The organism is Kitasatospora sp. DSM 101779, assembly GCF_025655475.1.
In the GTDB taxonomy this organism is placed as follows: Bacteria; Actinomycetota; Actinomycetes; order Streptomycetales; family Streptomycetaceae; genus Kitasatospora.
The window spans coordinates 5,520,547-5,537,359 of record NZ_JAHTIK010000001.1; the positions used below are offsets into that span (position 1 = coordinate 5,520,547).

Here is a 16,813-nt window from a genome sequence, read left to right on the forward strand (position 1 = left end):
TCTTGATAGTCCGTTCGGCGGTATTTCATCGTGTGCGTCCGACAGTGGGCCGATGAATCCCGGTGACCGTTTGTCTGGCGCATTATCTCCGTTTGTGCGTGCGCGCGTTCCACCGGTGTTCGGAGTTGGGATGTGTACGGTGTGCAGATGTCCCCATTCGGGTGTGCGACTGACGGGAGGGCACGTCATGGCGGTGACCACGGAGTTGGCCGACGAACTGCCGCAGCACGAGGTCGAGACGGCGAAGGCCCGGGCGGCATCCCTGCTGCTGGCATTCCGGCACGGGAACCAGCTGTCCTTCGACGCGCAGTTGGACCGGCTCCTCGCCGACCACGTGGAGCGCGAGGTGGCCACCCTGCTGGTGTGGATCGCGGCCGAGGCGGTCCGCAAGGCGTACGCGCCCGAGGCCGCCGACCGGGTGCTGCGCTCGCTCGCCCGCCGTGCCCCCGCGGACACCTCCGGCGTGCTGCTCGACGAGGACGCCGCCGACCCCGCCCGGCTGGTCGAGGCCGTCGGCACCGGAGACGTCGCGGCCGTCCGCACGCTGGTCGCGGCCACCCCCGACACCACCTACCTGCTCGGCGGGATGCTGCAGGCCGTCGCGATGATGCTGCCGCTGCTTCCCGAGGGCGAGGGTGCGGAGATCGCGGCCGAGCTGCGCCGCCGGCACGGAGGCCGGGCCGCGCAGGTGCCGGAGGCCCGGCACGGCTGATCCGGCCGAACCGCCAAGGGCGGGCAAAACCGCATGCCCGCAAGCGGGTTGTGGCATGCACGCTACTAGGCAGAATGTCAGCAAGGCCCCTACCGTCGAGTACCGCAACGCATCCGCAACTCGACCGAGGAGCCGGCATGCAACGACGCCCCCACCCGCGCAGATTCGCCGCCGCCATCCTCGCGGCAGCCCTGCTGGCCGTATTCGCCCCCACCGCTTCCCCCACCGCGGCAGCAGCCGCCGGAGAAGCCCCCATTGCCGCCGCCCCTTATGCTCCCGGCGACTACTGCGGCGGGAAATGCCTCGACGTCCTGCCGCCCGGCGAGAACGGCAATGCCACCCTCGCCGAGATCCTGCTCAACAAGGTCTTCGGCTCCCGCCCCGCCCACACCGACGACCAGCTCGGCCCCTACGCCAACCTCGCCGGCGCCTACCCGCAACTGACCGAGGCCCAGCTGCGCAGCTTCTTCAACGACGCCTCCTTCGGTGTCCCCGCCGACCAGGTCGCCTCCACCGCCCGCCCGCGCGCCGACGTCGCCATCGTCCGCGACAAGGCCACCGGCGTCCCCCACATCACCGGCACCACCCGCTACGGCACCGAGTTCGGCGCCGGCTACGCCGCCGCCCAGGACCGGCTCTGGGTGATGGACCTCTTCCGGCACGTCGGCCGCGGACAGCTCTCCGGCTTCGCCGGCGGCGCCGCCGCCAACCGGCAGCTGGAACAGAGCTTCTGGCAGGCCGCCCCGTACACCGAGGACGAACTCCAGCGCCAGATCGACGCCATCGCCGGCCAGGGCGACCGCGCCCGGCAGGCCCTCGCCGACGCCGGCGCCTACCTCGACGGCATCAACCAGTACGTCCGGGAGTCCTACGACGGCCGGTACTTCCCCGGCGAGTACGACCTCACCGGCCACATCGACGCCGTGACCAACGCCGGCGGCATCGAACCGTTCAAGCTCACCGACCTGGTCGCCCTCGCCTCCGTGGTCGGCGCCCTGTTCGGCTCCGGCGGCGGCGGGGAACTCGCCTCCGCCCAGGTCCGGCTGGCCGCCGAGGCCCGCTACGGCACCGCCGAGGGCGACCGGCTCTGGTCCTCGCTGCGCGAGGCGGACGACCCCGAGGCCGTCCTCACCCTGCACGACGGCCAGCGCTTCCCGTACGCCCTGCCTCCCGACGCCCCGCAGGGCACCGCGCTGCCCGACCCCGGCTCGGTCGTCCCCGAGAAGATGATCTACGACGCCACCGGCACCGGCACCCAGAGCGCGACCACCGCCCCCGGCCTGCTGCCCGGCAACCTGCTCACCGCCAAGCACGGCATGTCCAACGCCCTACTGGTCTCCGGCGCCCACACCGACGACGGCCACCCCGTCGCCGTGTTCGGCCCGCAGACCGGCTACTTCGCCCCGCAACTGCTCATGCTGGAGGAGATCCAGGGCCCCGGCATCAGCGCCCGCGGCGCCGCCTTCGCCGGCCTCGGCTTCTACGTCCAGCTCGGCCGCGGCCAGGACTACGCCTGGAGCGCCACCTCCGCCGGACAGGACATCACCGACACCTACGCCGTCCCGCTCTGCACCACCGACGGCAGCCCGGCGAGCCTGACGGCCGACCACTACCTGTGGCACGGCCAGTGCCTGGCCATGGAGCGGCTGGAGCGGAAGAACTCCTGGAAGCCGACCACCGCCGACTCCACCGCGGCCGGCTCTTACACCCTGGTGATGAACCGCACCAACTACGGCCTGGTCACCGCCCGCGGCACGGTCGCCGGCGCCCCCGTCGCCTTCACCACGCTGCGCTCCACCTACCGCCACGAGGCCGACTCCATCATCGGCTTCCAGATGCTCAACGACCCCGGCGTGGTGCACGACGCGGCGAGCTTCCAGCAGGCCGCGCAGAACATCAACTACACCTTCAACTGGTTCTACGCCGACTCCCGGGACATCGCGTACTACAACTCCGGCAGCAACCCGGTGCGCGCCACCGGAGTCGACGGCGGTCTGCCCGTCCGCGCCGAGCCGGCCTACGAGTGGCGCGACTTCGACCCCGCCGCCAACACCGCCCGGTACACCCCGCCCGCCGAGCACCCGCAGTCGGTCGACCAGGACTACTACGTCTCCTGGAACAACAAGCAGGCCGCGGGCTTCGCCGCGGCGGGCTTCGGCAACGGCTCCGTGCACCGTGGCAACCTGCTCGACGACCGGGTGAAGGCGCTGATCGCCGGCGGCGGGAAGGCGAGCCGGGTCTCCCTCGCCAAGGCCATGGAGTCCGCCGCCCTCGCCGACCTGCGCGCCGAGGACGTGCTGCCCGAACTGCTCCGGGTCGTCCGCAGCGCCCCCGTCACCGACCCGGCCCTCGCCACCGCCGTGCAGAGACTGGAGACGTGGCGGGCCGCCGGAGGGCAGCGCCGGGAGACCTCACCGGGTAGCCACGCCTACGCCGACGCCGACGCGATCCGCACCATCGACGCCTGGTGGCCGCTGCTCGCCGACGCGGTCTTCCGGCCCGGCCTCGGCGACGCCCTGTTCACCGCCCTCACCGGCGCCGTCCAGATCAACGAGTCGCCCTCCGGCGGGCAGACCGGCCCCACCAACGGCACCGCCAGCGCGAACGAGTCCATCCCGCACAAGGGCTCGGCCTTCCAGTACGGCTGGTGGAGCTACGTCGACAAGGACCTGCGGCACGTCCTCGGCGACCCGGTGGCGGGACCGCTCGCCCGCCCGTTCTGCGGCGGCGGCGACCTCGCGGCCTGCCGCACCGCCCTGCTCGACAGCCTGAAGAAGGCCGTGGCGCAGACCCCGGCCCAGGTCTACCCGGGCGACACGGACTGCTCGGCCGGCGACCAGTGGTGCGCCGACTCGATCGTCCAGCGCCCGCTCGGCGGCGTCACCGACCCCAAGTCCACCTGGCAGAACCGGCCGACCTACCAGCAGGTCGTGCAGTTCCCGGCGCACCGCTGAGCCCCCCGGCGCAGGCTCCCCGGCCCCGCCCCACCGGGCCGGGGAGCCTGCGCCGGACAGCCCCCGGACGCTACGTAGACTGGCCCCGTGAGCGACAAGGCCGAGCAGAACCCGTACACCACCCGCCCCTCCGACGCCGGGGCCACCGGCCCCGAGGCCGAGCTGCGGGCCGTGGAGACCGAGCTCTCCGGCCGCTGGCCGGAGAACAAGCTGGAGCCCTCGCTCGACCGCATCGAGGCGCTGATGGACATCCTCGGCCAGCCGCAGCGCTCCTACCCCTCGATCCACATCACCGGCACCAACGGCAAGACCTCCACCGCCCGGATGATCGAGCAGCTGCTCAACACCTTCGAGCTGCGCACCGGCCGCTACACCAGCCCGCACGTGGAGTCGGTCACCGAGCGGATCAGCCTGGACGGTGCCCCGATCAGCGCCGAGAGGTTCGTCGAGACCTACCGCGACATCGAGCCCTACGTGCGGATGGTCGACGAGGGCCAGCCCATCGCGATGTCCTTCTTCGAGGTGCTGACCGGCATGGCGTACGCCGCCTTCGCCGACGCCCCGGTGGACGTCGCCGTGGTCGAGGTCGGCATGGGCGGCTCCTGGGACGCCACCAACGTCATCGACGCGGCCGTCGCCGTGATCACCCCGATCGGCCTGGACCACACCGACAAGCTCGGCGGGACGACCGGCGAGATCGCGGTGGAGAAGTCCGGCATCATCAAGCCCGGTGCGCTCGCCGTCGTCGCCCAGCAGCAGCTGGACGCCGCGCAGACCATCCTCAAGCGGGCCGTCGAGGTGGACGCCACCGTCGCCCGCGAGGGCATGGAGTTCGGCGTGATCCGCCGCGAGGTCGCGATCGGCGGCCAGCTCGTCACCCTGCGCGGCCTCGGCGGCGCCGAGTACGAGGACGTGTTCATCCCGCTGCACGGCGCCCACCAGGCGCACAACGCCGCCCTCGCGCTGGCCGCGGTCGAGGCGTTCTTCGGCGTCGGCGCGGCCGCCGGCGGCCAGCTGGACACCGAGAAGGTCCGCCGGGCGTTCTCCGGCGTCTCCTCGCCGGGCCGCCTGGAGATCGTCCGCCGCAGCCCCACCGTCATCCTGGACGCCGCGCACAACCCGCACGGCGCCGAGGCCGCCGTCGCCGCGATCGGCGAGGCCTTCGGCTTCACCAAGCTGGTCGGCGTGATCGGCACCAGCGGCGACAAGGACGTCTCCGGTCTGCTGGAGGTGTTCGAGCCGATCCTCGCCGAGGTCGTGATCACCCAGAACTCCACCCACCGGGCGATGCCGGTCGACGAGCTGGCCGCGCTCGCCGTGGAGATCTTCGGTGAGGATCGGGTGCAGGTCGAGCCGCGGCTGGACGACGCGATCGACGCGGCCGTCACCCTCGCCGAGGAGGAGGACCTCGGCGGCGCCGGCGTCCTGGTCACCGGCTCGGTCATCACGGTGGGCGAGGCGCGCCTGCTGTTCGGAAGGAAGTAGCACCCGATGCGGACCCTCTGCTCCTCGACCCTCATCGGCGAGGCCCTGCTCATCATGTTCGCCGGCCTGGTCGCGATGCCGCTGTCGGACGTGCCGACCGGCACGATCTGGGCCGTCAGCGGCACCGCCATGGTGCTGTGCGTGCTGCTCTGCGGCATGATCGAGCGCCCCGGCGCGGTGGCCGTCGGCTGGGTGCTGCAGATCGGCCTGATCGCCAGCGGCCTGGTGCTGCCGACCATGTTCGGGCTGGGCGCGGTCTTCGCCGCCCTGTGGTGGTGCTCGGTGCACTACGGCCGCAAGGTCGACGCGATCAGGGCGGCCCGGGCCGCAGCGGCCTCGCAGACCGCCTGAACCCCCGCTGAGCGGCCCGTTCGCATCGGCGGGCCGCGGCCTCAGGGTAGTGTCTGCGGTGGCCGAACCCACCGTGCCGAACCCGATCCCCAGGAGCTGCACCGTGTCCCAGCGCACTCTCGTCCTGCTCAAGCCCGACGCCGTCCAGCGCGGCCTGGCCGGCGAGATCATCAGCCGCATCGAGCGCAAGGCGAACTGGCGGCTCGCCGCCCTCGAGCTGCGCACCTTCGACCGGGCGACGCTGGAGCAGCACTACGCCGAGCACGTCGGCCGCCCGTTCTACGAGCCGCTGCTGGAGTTCATGACCTCCGGCCCGTCGATCGCCCTGATCGTCGAGGGCGAGAACGTCATCCCCGGCATCCGCGCGCTGGCCGGTGCCACCGACCCGCTGCAGGCCGGCCCGGGCACCATCCGCGGCGACTACGCCACGATCACCCGCGAGAACCTGATCCACGCCTCGGACTCGGAGGCCTCCGCCGAGCGCGAGATCAAGATCTTCTTCCCCTCGCACGCCTGACCTCCACAGCCCCGACGCGGGCCTGACGAAGACCTGACACAGGACCCACCCGGACCTGACGCAGGACCGACCCAGGTCTGACATACGCCCAGGTCGGGCCGGGCGCAACCGCCCTGGCCCGACCAGGTGCAACCGCCGGAACCCGCCCCGAAAAGGCGGAACCCCAAGCGCCGACACGGCGTCCCAATCCCGGGAAGAGCACATCGGCCGCCGGAGAATGGCCAGCATGCCGTACCTCGCCGTTCGCGGTGAGCGGGCCTGGCTACGATGGACGCAACTCATGGGCCCGGTACGGCTGCTCAGCTGATGTCAGCCCTGTCGTGGGCGCGCGCGATCGGCCCACTCCCCGCACATGCACACCGAGCTCGGGAAGGCACTGCACACCCCATGGCCAACAATCTGTCGTTCATCGGCCGTGACATGGCGATCGACCTCGGCACTGCCAACACGCTGGTGTACGTCAGGGGCAAGGGGATCGTCCTCAACGAGCCGTCGGTCGTCGCGGTGAACACCAACACCGGCGGCATCCTCGCGGTCGGCGCCGAGGCGAAGAAGATGATCGGGCGCACGCCCGGCAACATCGTCGCCATCCGCCCGCTCAAGGACGGCGTGATCGCCGACTTCGAGATCACCGAGCGGATGCTCCGCTACTTCATCCTCAAGATCCACCGCCGCCGCTACCTGGCCCGCCCGCGCGTCGTGGTCTGCGTCCCCTCCGGCATCACCGGGGTCGAGCGCCGCGCCGTCATCGAGGCCAGTGCCCAGGCCGGCGCACGCCAGGTGCACATCATCGAGGAGCCGATGGCCGCGGCGATCGGCGCCGGCCTGCCGGTGCACGAGCCCACCGGCAACATGGTCGTCGACATCGGCGGCGGCACCACCGAGGTCGCCGTCATCTCCCTCGGAGGGATCGTCACCGCGCAGTCCCTGCGGGTCGCCGGCGACGAGCTGGACAACGCCATCGTCCAGCACATCAAGAAGGAGTACAGCCTCCTCCTCGGCGAGCGCAGCGCCGAGCAGATCAAGATGTCGATCGGCTCCGCCTTCGCGCTCGAGGGCGAGAAGGACGAGCACGCCGAGATCCGCGGCCGCGACCTCGTCAGCGGCCTGCCCAAGACGGTCGTCATCTCCGCCGCCGAGGTCCGCGAGGCCATCGACGAGCCGGTGAACTCCATCATCGACTCGGTCAAGACCACCCTCGACCAGTGCCCGCCCGAGCTCGCCGGCGACGTCATGGACCGCGGCATCGTCCTCACCGGCGGCGGCGCACTGCTGCGCGGCCTCGACGAGCGGCTCCGCCGGGAGACCGGCATGCCCATCCACATCGCGGAGAACCCGCTGGACTCGGTCGCCCTCGGCGCCGGCAAGTGCGTCGAGGAGTTCGAGGCGCTCCAGCAGGTCCTGGACGCCCAGCCGCGCCGCTGACCCCTCCCGCGGGGGCCGAACGGCGCACACCGCGTCACATCTCCAACTGAACAACCGGTACCAGGGAACGAAGGGGCGCTCCAGCACCGTGAGGGACACACGAGAGAGCCGACTACTGCTCATCCTGCTGGTCGCGGTCGCCTTCGCCCTGATCACCGTCGACATCAAGGGCGGCGAGGACTCCCCGCTCGGCGGGGCCCGCCGAGCGGCCGCCGGCCTGCTCGGCCCGGTCGAGCGCGGCGCCTCCGGCCTCGTCGACCCGGTCGCCGGCACCATCCGCGCCGTCCGGGACGCCTCCACCCACCAGCAGCGCCTCGACCAGATCACCCGGGAGAACACCGAGCTGCGCCAGCGGCTCGCCTCCTCCGACACCGCCGCCGGCCGCACCAAGCAGCTCGACGACCTGCTGCGGACGGCCGGCAACGGCGGATACACCATCAAGGCCGCCCAGGTCATCGCGATCGGCGCCGCCCAGGGCTTCTCCTGGACGATCACCATCGACGCCGGCAGCGACGACGGCCTCACCCGCGACATGACCGTCATCAACGGCCAGGGCCTGGTCGGCCGGGTCACCACCGTCGCCCCGACCACCGCCACCGTGCTGCTCGCCTCCGACCCCGGCTTCACCGCCGGCACCCGGCTGGAGGGCAGCGACGAGATCGGCTTCGCGGCCGGCCAGGGCAGCAGCCCGATGCGGGTCCAGCTGCTCAACGGCCGCGCCCAGGTCAAGGCCGGCGACCGGGTCGTCACGTTCGGCTCGCAGAGCGGCCGCCCGTTCGTCCCCGGCGTACCGGTCGGCCGGGTGGTCGAGGTCCAGGCCACCCCGGGCGAACTCACCAAGACGATCCTGGTCGAGCCCTACGTGCAGTTCACCCGCCTCGACCTGGTCGGCGTCGTCGTCGTACCGCCGCGCAGCGACCCGCGCGACGGCGTGCTGCCGCCCAAGCCGTCCGCCGCCGCGGCGAACCCGCCGGCCGCCGCTCCCGCGCAGCCGACCGCCGCCTCCACACCCGCAGGGGGGAACTGACCGTGCGTCCGAAGCGCATCCTGCTCTCCGCCGTCCTGCTGCTGCTCGGCCTGGTCGTCCAGGTCAGCGTGCTCGGCCGGCTCCAGCTGCCCGGCGCCACCCCCGACCTGCTGATGCTCGTCGTCGTCGGCCTCGCCCTGGTCTACGGCCCGACCGGCGGCTGCCTGGCCGGCTTCACCGCCGGCCTGCTCGCCGACCTCGCCCCGCCCTCCGACCACGCCATCGGCCGGTACGCACTGGTGCTCTGCCTGGTCGGCTACGCCGCCGGCCTGCTCCGCCCCGAGGGCGGCCGGCAGCGCTCCGCGGTCAGCGCCCTGATGGTGGTCGCCGTCGCGGCCGTCGTCTCCACCGGCCTGTACGCCTCGGTCGGCGCCCTGGTCGGCGACACCGCCGCCCGCCACGTCGGCCTCGCCGGCCTGGTGTTCAGCGCCCTGCTGTACGACGTGCTGCTCGCGCCCTTCGTGGTGCCCGCCGTCATGCTGCTCGCCCGCCGCTTCGACCACGGCGGCTCCGGCGCAGAGACCGAGGACCCGGGCGCGTCCGGCCTCGGCAGCCTCGCCCGCTACAAGACCACCCGGGAGTCCTCGCCGATGCCGACGAGCCCGCGCAAGAAGCGGTCGCTCGGCCTCGCCCGCCGTCCCTGACGCCCCGCAGACCCCCAGGAGGAGTCCCCCCAGTGAGCAACATCCCGGAGACCGGACGCACCCAACGGGTGACGATCCGTCTGGTGGTGCTGCAGATCCTGGTGCTGTCGCTGCTCGCCACCCTCGGCGGGCGGCTGTGGTACCTGCAGATCCGGACCGGCAGCCAGTACGCCGCCCAGGCGCAAGGGAACCACATCCGGGAGGTCGTGGAGCCCGCCGTCCGCGGCGAGATCCTCGACGCCTCGGGACGGGTGCTCGTCGGCAACGAGACCAAGCTCGTCGTCTCCGTCAGCCGCACCTCCCTGCTCCAGCAGAAGGACCACGGCAAGGCCGTGCTGACCCGCCTCGCCGGCGTCCTTGGGCTGCAGCCCAAGGAGGTCCAGGACAAGGTGCGGCTCTGCGACGCCAAGACGCCCAAGCCCTGCTGGAACGGCTCGCCCTACCAGCCGATCCCGGTCACCCAGCAGGCCACCACCCAGCAGGCCATGCAGATCATGGAGCGCCGCGAGGACTTCCCCGGCGTCACCGCCCAGCCCACCGCCGTCCGCCGCTACACCGGCGTCGAGGGCGCCAGCGCCGCCCAGGTGCTCGGCTACCTCTCCCCGGTGACGGACGAGGAGGTCACGAGCACCGCCGACAAGACCGGCCGCGAACGCCGCCTGCCCAGCGACCAGATCGGCCGGGCCGGCCTGGAGTCCGTCTACGACGACGACCTGCGGGGCACCACCGGCATCGACAAGCTGGAGGTCGACAACCTCGGCAAGGTCATCGGCAGCGCCGGCACCGTCCCCGCGCAGTCCGGCAACAACCTCGTCACCAGCATCGACGCCCGGGTGCAGAAGGTCGTCGAGGACCAGCTGGCGCAGGCCATGACCGACGCCCGCAAGGTCTACGACAAGGAGACCCACAAGAACTACGAGGCGGACTCCGGCGCAGCCGTCGTCATGGACGTGCACACCGGCCGGATCATCGCCATGGCCAGCGCCCCCACCTTCGACCCCAACCTCTGGGTCGGCGGCATCTCCGCCAAGGACTACCAGGCGCTGACCGACAAGGGCTCCAACTACCCGCTGATCAACCGGGCCATCCAGGGCCTGTCGGCCCCCGGCTCCACCTTCAAGGTCATCTCCACCACCGCCGCCGTCCAGGCCGGCTACTCCCTCGACGGCCACTACCCGTGCCCGCCGAGCATGACCATCGGCGGCCGCGAGTTCAAGAACTTCGAGGGCGAGAGCTTCGGCGACATCTCGCTGGAGAAGGCCCTGGAGATCTCCTGCGACACCGTCTTCTACTACCTGTCCTACGACCAGTGGCTGAAGGACGGCGGCATCAAGCCGAAGAACCCCGCCGACTGGTTCACCAAGACCGCCCACCAGTACGGCCTCGGCGCCAAGACCGGCGTCGACCTCCCCAGCGAGGTCGCCGGCCGTGTGCCGGACCGCCAGTGGAAGCAGGCCTTCTTCGACGCCAACAAGGACGCCTGGTGCGCCCAGGCGGCCAAGGGCGGCCACGAGTACGCCGACGAGATCGCCCGCGAGAACTGCCAGGACGGCAACGTCATGCGCGCCGGTGACGCCGTCAACTTCGCCATCGGCCAGGGCGACACCCTCGTCACCCCGCTCCAGATGGCCCGGATCTACTCCGCGCTCGCCAACGGCGGCACCCTCTACCGGCCGACCATCGGCAAGGCGATCATGAGCCCGGACGGCAAGCTCGTCCGCGACATCGCCCCCCACGAGGACGGCAAGATCCCCGCCCAGGGCAAGCTGCTCGACTACATCGACCAGGCCACCGCGGGCGTCGTCACCAGCGGTACCGCCGCCTGGAAGTTCGTCGGCGCCGGCTGGCCCCAGGGCAAGATCGAACTGCACGCCAAGACCGGCACCGCCGAGGTCGCCGGCAAGCAGACCACCTCGTGGCTGACCACCTACAGCGGCGACTACGCGGTCGTGATGACGATAAGCCAGGGCGGCACCGGCTCCGGCGGTTCCGGCGACTCGGTACGCCGCATCTACCAGGCGCTCTACGGCGTCGACGACAAGGGCGCCATCGACAACAACAAGGCCCTGCTGCCCAAGCCGCAGGCCGAACTGCCCAAGTTCAACCCCGACGGCACCGCCATCATCAAGCAGGCCTCCTACGACGCCCCCGGCGACCGCGCCTTCCTCGACCCGGCGCCCGCCACCGGCAGCCGCGCCCCGGCCGTCCTCGCGCTCGCCGCCCTGGAGCCCGCCCGCGCCACCGGAAGGAGCCGCGGATGACCTCCTACGGCTCGTACCGCACCGTCCGGCTCACTCCCCGGCGCGGCTCCGTCGCCAGGGCCCTGGCCAAGGACTCGCCGCTGCGCCGGATGGACTGGATCATGGTCCTCTCCGCCCTGGCGCTCTCCCTCGGCAGCTCGCTGCTCGTCTGGTCCGCCACCCGCGGCCGCGACAACCTCACCCACGGCGACCCGCAGTACTTCCTCTACCGGCACCTCACCAACACCCTGGTCGGCGTCGTGCTCTGCGCGGTCACCGTCGGGATAGGGACACGCCGGCTGCGCACCGCCGTGCCGTTCGTCTACCTCGGCGTCCTGCTGCTGCTCGCCGCCACCCTCACCCCGCTCGGCTCCACCATCAACGGCCAGCACTCCTGGATCCAGTTCGGCGGCGGCTTCTCACTGCAGCCCGCCGAGTTCGCCAAGCTCTCCATCGTGATGGGCATGGCGGTGGTGCTCTCCGCCCGGGTCGACGCCGGCGAACGGGAGTTCCCCTCCTCGCGCAGCGTCGTGCAGGCCCTGGTGATCGCCGCGGTCCCGATGGGCGTCATCATGCTGATGCCCGACCTCGGCTCGGTCATGGTGATGGGCGTCGTCATCATGGGCGTCCTGCTCGCCTCCGGCGCAGCCCGCCGCTGGGTCTTCGGCCTCATCGGGGCCGGCACGATCGGCGCGCTCGCCATCTGGAAGCTCGGCGTGCTCAGCAAGTACCAGATCGACCGCTTCGCCGCCTTCGCCAACCCCTCGCTCGACCCGGCCGGCGTCGGCTACAACACCGCCCAGGCCCGGATCGCCATCGGCTCCGGCGGACTCACCGGCATGGGCCTGTTCCACGGGTTCCAGACCACCGGCCAGTTCGTCCCCGAGCAGCAGACCGACTTCGTGTTCAGCGTGGCCGGCGAGGAACTCGGCTTCGTCGGCGGCATCGGCCTGATCGCCCTGCTCGGTGTCATCCTCTGGCGGGCCTGCAAGATCGCCCGCCAGGCGACCGACCTCTACGGCACGATCCTCGCCGCCGGCGTGATCACCTGGCTCGCCTTCCAGGCCTTCGAGAACATCGGCATGAACCTCGGCATCATGCCGGTCGCCGGCATCCCGCTGCCCTTCGTCTCCTACGGCGGCTCCTCGATGTTCGCCGTCTGGGTCGCCGTCGGACTGCTCCAGTCCGTCCGCTCCCAGCGGCCGATAGGGATCTGACCCGGCAGCCGCACCCGCCCCCGGCCGGCGCCCCGACGGCCACCGCCGTCGCGGGCGCCGACCCGTTCCCGGCCGCGGCACCGGCGCGTTCCGGCCGGGAAGGACGGGCAGCCGGGTCCGGTAACCTTGAGGGTCGTCCCCGTCCACGACCCAAAGGGCTCACCGCATGCCAGTCGAATCGGTCTTCCCACGCCTGGAGGCCCTCCTCCCGCACGTCCAGAAGCCGATCCAGTACGTCGGCGGCGAGCTCAACTCGACCGTCAAGGATTGGGACGCCTGCGACGTGCGCTGGGCGCTGATGTACCCCGACGCCTACGAGGTCGGCCTGCCCAACCAGGGCGTCATGATCCTCTACGAGGTGCTCAACGAGCGCGAGGGCGTGCTCGCCGAGCGCACCTACAGCGTCTGGCCCGACCTCGAGGCGCTGATGCGGGAGCACGGCGTCCCGCAGTTCACGGTCGACGCGCACCGCCCGGTGAAGGCCTTCGACCTGTTCGGCCTCTCCTTCTCCACCGAGCTCGGCTACACCAACATGCTGGCCGCGCTCGACCTCGCGGGCATCCCGCTGGAGTCCAAGGACCGCGGCCTCGACGACCCGATCGTGCTCGCCGGCGGCCACGCCGCCTTCAACCCCGAGCCGATCGCCGACTTCCTCGACTGCGCCGTCATCGGCGACGGCGAGCAGGCCGTCCTCGACATGACCGAGATCGTCCGCGCCTGGAAGGCCGAGGGCCGCCCCGGCGGCCGCGACGAGGTGCTGCTGCGGCTCGCGAAGACCGGTGGCGTGTACGTGCCGCGCTTCTACGACGTCGAGTACCTGCCGGACGGCCGGATCGGCCGCGTCGTGCCCAACCGCCCCGGCGTGCCGTGGCGGGTCTCCAAGCACACGGTCATGGACCTCGACGAGTGGCCCTACCCCAAGCAGCCGCTCGTCCCGCTCGCCGAGACCGTCCACGAGCGGATGTCGGTCGAGATCTTCCGCGGCTGCACCCGCGGCTGCCGCTTCTGCCAGGCCGGCATGATCACGCGCCCCGTGCGGGAGCGAAGCATCACCGGCATCGGCGAGATGGTCGACCGCGGCCTCAAGGCCACCGGCTTCGAGGAGGTCGGCCTGCTCTCGCTGTCCAGCGCCGACCACTCCGAGATCGCCGACGTCACCAAGGGCCTCGCCGACCGCTATGCCGAGGACAAGATCGGCCTGTCGCTGCCGTCCACCCGCGTGGACGCCTTCAACATCGACCTGGCCAACGAGCTCTCCCGCAACGGCCGCCGCTCCGGTCTCACCTTCGCCCCCGAGGGCGGCAGCGAGCGCATCCGCAAGGTGATCAACAAGATGGTGTCCGAGGAGGACCTCATCAACACGGTCGCCACCGCCTACGGCAACGGCTGGCGCCAGGTGAAGCTGTACTTCATGTGCGGCCTGCCCACCGAGACGGACGAGGACGTCCTGCAGATCGGCGAGATGGCGAAGAACGTCATCGCCAAGGGCCGCGAGGTCACCGGCGGCAACGACATCCGCTGCACCGTCTCCATCGGCGGGTTCGTGCCCAAGCCGCACACCCCCTTCCAGTGGGCCCCGCAGCTGTCCGCCGAGGACACCGACGCCCGCCTTGCCAAGCTGCGCGACTCCATCCGGCACGACCGCAAGTTCGGCAAGAACATCGGCTTCCGCTACCACGACGGCAAGCCCGGCATCGTCGAGGGCCTGCTCTCCCGCGGCGACCGGCGGATCGGCGCCGTCATCCGCGCCGTCTACGACGACGGCGGCCGCTTCGACGGCTGGCGCGAGCACTTCTCCTACGACCGCTGGATGGCCTGCGCCGACAAGGGCCTCGCCGGCACCGGCGTCGACGTCGACTGGTACACCACCCGCGAGCGCGGCTACGAGGAGGTGCTGCCCTGGGACCACCTGGACAGCGGCCTCGACAAGGACTGGCTCTGGGAGGACTGGCAGGACGCCCTCGAAGAGGTCGAGGTCGAGGACTGCCGCTGGACCCCGTGCTTCGATTGCGGGGTGTGTCCTCAGATGGACACGCACATCCAGATCGGCCCCACGGGCAAGAAGCTCCTGCCGCTGACCGTGGTCAAGTCGTAGGACCGCAGCGCAACCCGACGGCCCTCCCCGGCGTACCTGCCGGGGAGGGCCGTCGCGCTGACGAGGGGGAGAGATGACCGAGGAGCGACCCGCCGAGGGGTGCCTGGTGGCGTTCGTGCGGGTGCCGGCGCGGGTCTTCGCGCTGCTGGTGGTGGTGCCGCTGCGCTTCCTGTGGGAGCTGCTGCTGGCTGCCGTGCTGCGACCGTGCGGCCGGGCGCTCGGGTGGCTCGTGGTGCAGGTCTGCCGACTCCTGTACTGGACGGTCGGCTGGCCGCTCGTTCAGCTGTACCGGTACGTCCTCGTGCCGTGCGGGCACGCCCTGGCCTGGATCGGCCGCACCCTGCTGTGGGCCCCGCTGGCCTGGCTGGGACGGCAGGTGCTGGCCCCCGCCGGGCGGGTGCTGTGGACCGTGCTGGCCCGGCTGGGCCACTACCTGGTGGTGGTCCCGCTCGCGGCGCTGTGGCGGTACGTGCTGGAGCCGTGCGCCCGTGCACTGGTGTGGTTGCTCACCGCCGTCGCGCGGGGGACGGGGTGGGTGCTGCGCGTCCTGGTGGCGGTGCCGCTGGGGTGGCTGTGGCGGGTGGTGCTGTACCCGGTGCTCCGCGAGGTGGGGAGGGCGATCGCCCGGGCCTGGCGGATCGGCGGGCGGATCTGGCAGTTCCTGGTGGTGCGGCCCTGCCGCTGGCTGCGCCGCGAGGTGTGGTGGCCGGCCAGGGTGGAGGTCGCGCGGGTGCTGCGGGAGGTCCGGCGGGCCCTGGTGGGGTGACCCGGTCCGGGCGGTGGGCCCGGGCGCGTACCCTTGTCCTGACAAGCAACCGGCCGGTACGGCCGGACGGGACACCGATCTAAGGACTGAGCAGCCCTGGCACGCCGCACGCCCGACGGTCCGCCGCCCGCGCCGACGGTGCAGCGCATCCGTCTCCGCTACACCAAGCGCGGCCGTCTGCGCTTCACCAGCCACCGGGACTTCCAGCGGGCGTTCGAGCGCGCGCTCCGCCGCTCGGCCGTTCCCATGGCGTACTCCGCCGGTTTCACCCCGCACCCCAAGGTCTCCTACGCCAACGCGGCCCCGACCGGCGTCGCCAGCGAGGCGGAGTACCTGGAGATCGGCCTCGCCGAGGCCCGCGACCCGGAGGAGCTCCGGGCCCAGCTCGACGAGTCGCTGCCGCCCGGCCTGGACATCGTGGACGCCGTCGAGGTCCGCACGGCCAACTTCGTCGAGCGCCTGGAGGCCTCCGAGTGGCAGCTGCGGCTGGCCGGCGTCGACCGGGACGAGGCGGCCCGCGCGGTCGCCGCCTTCCTGGCCGAGGAGGCCGTCGAGGTGCAGCGCACGACCAAGAACGGCGTGCGGGTGTTCGACGCCCGTGGGGCCGTTTCGGCGCTGCAGGTACTCCCGTCGCAGGTCGGCGATGGTAACGACACTGGCACAGAGCGTGCCGACGATGTTCGTCCGGGCTCACCCTGTGCGATACTGCGGCTGGTAGTACGACATGCCACACCCGCCGTACGACCCGACGACGTTTTGTCCGGTCTCCGTGCGACGGCCGACCTGGCGCCGCCGGTCCCCGCTGAGGTGACCAGGCTGGCGCAGGGGCCGCTCGACGAGGAGACCGGCACGGTGACCGACCCGCTGGCGCTCGATCGCGCCGCGGCCCCGGCAGGCCGATAGCGGCCGCAGGGCCGCGCGCCTCGCCGATCGCCGAGTGGGCAGGGAGCCAGGGCTCACCACCGGGCCGTGGCTCCCCGGTCCCCGCGGCTTCCCAGGGGAGCGAGCGTCGTCGCACGCAGCCGGGCCCCGCGGCCCGACCTGGACAACGAGAAGACTGGTACGCCAGAAGACTTTCGGCATCCCGCACCGTGCGGGGCGCCGAGCGAGACTATGAGCTCCTGTGCGGCCTCGCGTCCGCACGGCGGCACCGTGGAAGCCGGCACGCCATACCGTGGCCGGCCGTGAACCAGGTGTCGAGCCGTGCCCGGATGCGGAGCCCGGGGGCCTGACGGGAGATCCACCCGCATGCTCGAGAACACCGAACCGCAGTCCGCTGCGGAACAGGCCGACACCCCTGCCGACGGCTCCGCCGCGGCCCCGCCGCGCCGCCGTCGCCGCGCGGTCTCGCGCCCGGCCGGTGCCCCGCAGGGCGCCGCC

At 72.0% G+C, this 16,813-nt stretch carries 13 protein-coding genes; all 13 read left to right on the plus strand.

The window, feature by feature from the left end; genetic code table 11:
* The first annotated feature begins 187 nt into the window (after positions 1–187).
* The 13 genes from KSNIM_RS25125 to KSNIM_RS25185 all read left to right on the plus strand — a co-directional run bounded on the left by KSNIM_RS25125 (position 188) and on the right by KSNIM_RS25185 (position 16,336).
* Positions 188–712, plus strand: coding sequence for a hypothetical protein (locus tag KSNIM_RS25125; protein WP_263105400.1), 525 nt, complete (start codon positions 188–190; stop codon positions 710–712).
* A gap of 137 nt (positions 713–849) precedes the next feature.
* Positions 850–3,666, plus strand: coding sequence for a penicillin acylase family protein (locus tag KSNIM_RS25130; protein WP_263105401.1), 2,817 nt, complete (start codon positions 850–852; stop codon positions 3,664–3,666).
* An 87-nt stretch (positions 3,667–3,753) separates the two neighbouring features.
* On the plus strand, positions 3,754–5,151 hold the full coding sequence (folC, locus tag KSNIM_RS25135) for a bifunctional tetrahydrofolate synthase/dihydrofolate synthase (RefSeq protein ID WP_263105402.1): 1,398 nt from the start codon (positions 3,754–3,756) through the stop codon (positions 5,149–5,151).
* A 6-nt stretch (positions 5,152–5,157) separates the two neighbouring features.
* Positions 5,158–5,502 (plus strand): DUF4233 domain-containing protein, encoded by a 345-nt coding sequence (locus KSNIM_RS25140; RefSeq protein WP_263105403.1) that lies wholly within the window; start codon positions 5,158–5,160, stop codon positions 5,500–5,502.
* A gap of 103 nt (positions 5,503–5,605) precedes the next feature.
* Positions 5,606–6,019, plus strand: coding sequence for a nucleoside-diphosphate kinase (gene ndk, locus KSNIM_RS25145; protein WP_263105404.1), 414 nt, complete (start codon positions 5,606–5,608; stop codon positions 6,017–6,019).
* A gap of 399 nt (positions 6,020–6,418) precedes the next feature.
* Entirely contained in the window at positions 6,419–7,444 is a 1,026-nt protein-coding gene (locus KSNIM_RS25150) for a rod shape-determining protein (RefSeq protein WP_030270516.1), read from the plus strand.
* Between the two features lie 88 nt (positions 7,445–7,532).
* Positions 7,533–8,471, plus strand: a complete 939-nt coding sequence (gene mreC / locus KSNIM_RS25155; RefSeq protein WP_030270518.1) for a rod shape-determining protein MreC — start codon at positions 7,533–7,535, stop codon at positions 8,469–8,471.
* 2 nt (positions 8,472–8,473) lie between these two features.
* The gene (mreD, locus tag KSNIM_RS25160) at positions 8,474–9,115 is read left to right on the plus strand and encodes a rod shape-determining protein MreD (RefSeq protein WP_263105405.1); all 642 of its coding nucleotides are present in this window, start codon (positions 8,474–8,476) and stop codon (positions 9,113–9,115) included.
* Positions 9,116–9,147: 32 nt separating this feature from the next.
* The gene (gene mrdA / locus KSNIM_RS25165) at positions 9,148–11,376 is read left to right on the plus strand and encodes a penicillin-binding protein 2 (RefSeq protein ID WP_263105406.1); all 2,229 of its coding nucleotides are present in this window, start codon (positions 9,148–9,150) and stop codon (positions 11,374–11,376) included.
* The gene (gene rodA, locus KSNIM_RS25170; protein ID WP_263105407.1) at positions 11,373–12,572 is read left to right on the plus strand and encodes a rod shape-determining protein RodA; all 1,200 of its coding nucleotides are present in this window, start codon (positions 11,373–11,375) and stop codon (positions 12,570–12,572) included. Before mrdA ends, rodA begins: the two co-directional genes overlap by 4 nt.
* A 166-nt stretch (positions 12,573–12,738) precedes the next feature.
* Entirely contained in the window at positions 12,739–14,667 is a 1,929-nt protein-coding gene (locus tag KSNIM_RS25175) for a TIGR03960 family B12-binding radical SAM protein (protein ID WP_263105408.1), read from the plus strand.
* A 73-nt stretch (positions 14,668–14,740) separates the two neighbouring features.
* Positions 14,741–15,433 carry a hypothetical protein gene (locus KSNIM_RS25180; RefSeq protein ID WP_263105409.1) on the plus strand — a complete coding sequence of 231 codons (693 nt, stop codon included), beginning with the start codon at positions 14,741–14,743 and terminating at the stop codon, positions 15,431–15,433.
* A gap of 138 nt (positions 15,434–15,571) precedes the next feature.
* Complete coding sequence (locus tag KSNIM_RS25185) at positions 15,572–16,336, plus strand: TIGR03936 family radical SAM-associated protein (protein ID WP_263105410.1); 765 nt, start codon at positions 15,572–15,574, stop codon at positions 16,334–16,336.
* The last annotated feature ends 477 nt before the right edge of the window (positions 16,337–16,813 follow it).

What these genes read in the sequence shown, in the direction of transcription:
- KSNIM_RS25130 (WP_263105401.1), top strand. Translation starts at nt 850, where the DNA reads ATGCAACGACGCCCCCACCCGCGCAGATTCGCCGCCGCCATCCTCGCG.
- rodA (WP_263105407.1), top strand. Translation starts at nt 11,373, where the DNA reads ATGACCTCCTACGGCTCGTACCGCACCGTCCGGCTCACTCCCCGGCGC.
- KSNIM_RS25125 (WP_263105400.1), top strand. Translation starts at nt 188, where the DNA reads ATGGCGGTGACCACGGAGTTGGCCGACGAACTGCCGCAGCACGAGGTC.
- KSNIM_RS25180 (WP_263105409.1), top strand. Translation starts at nt 14,741, where the DNA reads ATGACCGAGGAGCGACCCGCCGAGGGGTGCCTGGTGGCGTTCGTGCGG.
- KSNIM_RS25140 (WP_263105403.1), top strand. Translation starts at nt 5,158, where the DNA reads ATGCGGACCCTCTGCTCCTCGACCCTCATCGGCGAGGCCCTGCTCATC.
- KSNIM_RS25175 (WP_263105408.1), top strand. Translation starts at nt 12,739, where the DNA reads ATGCCAGTCGAATCGGTCTTCCCACGCCTGGAGGCCCTCCTCCCGCAC.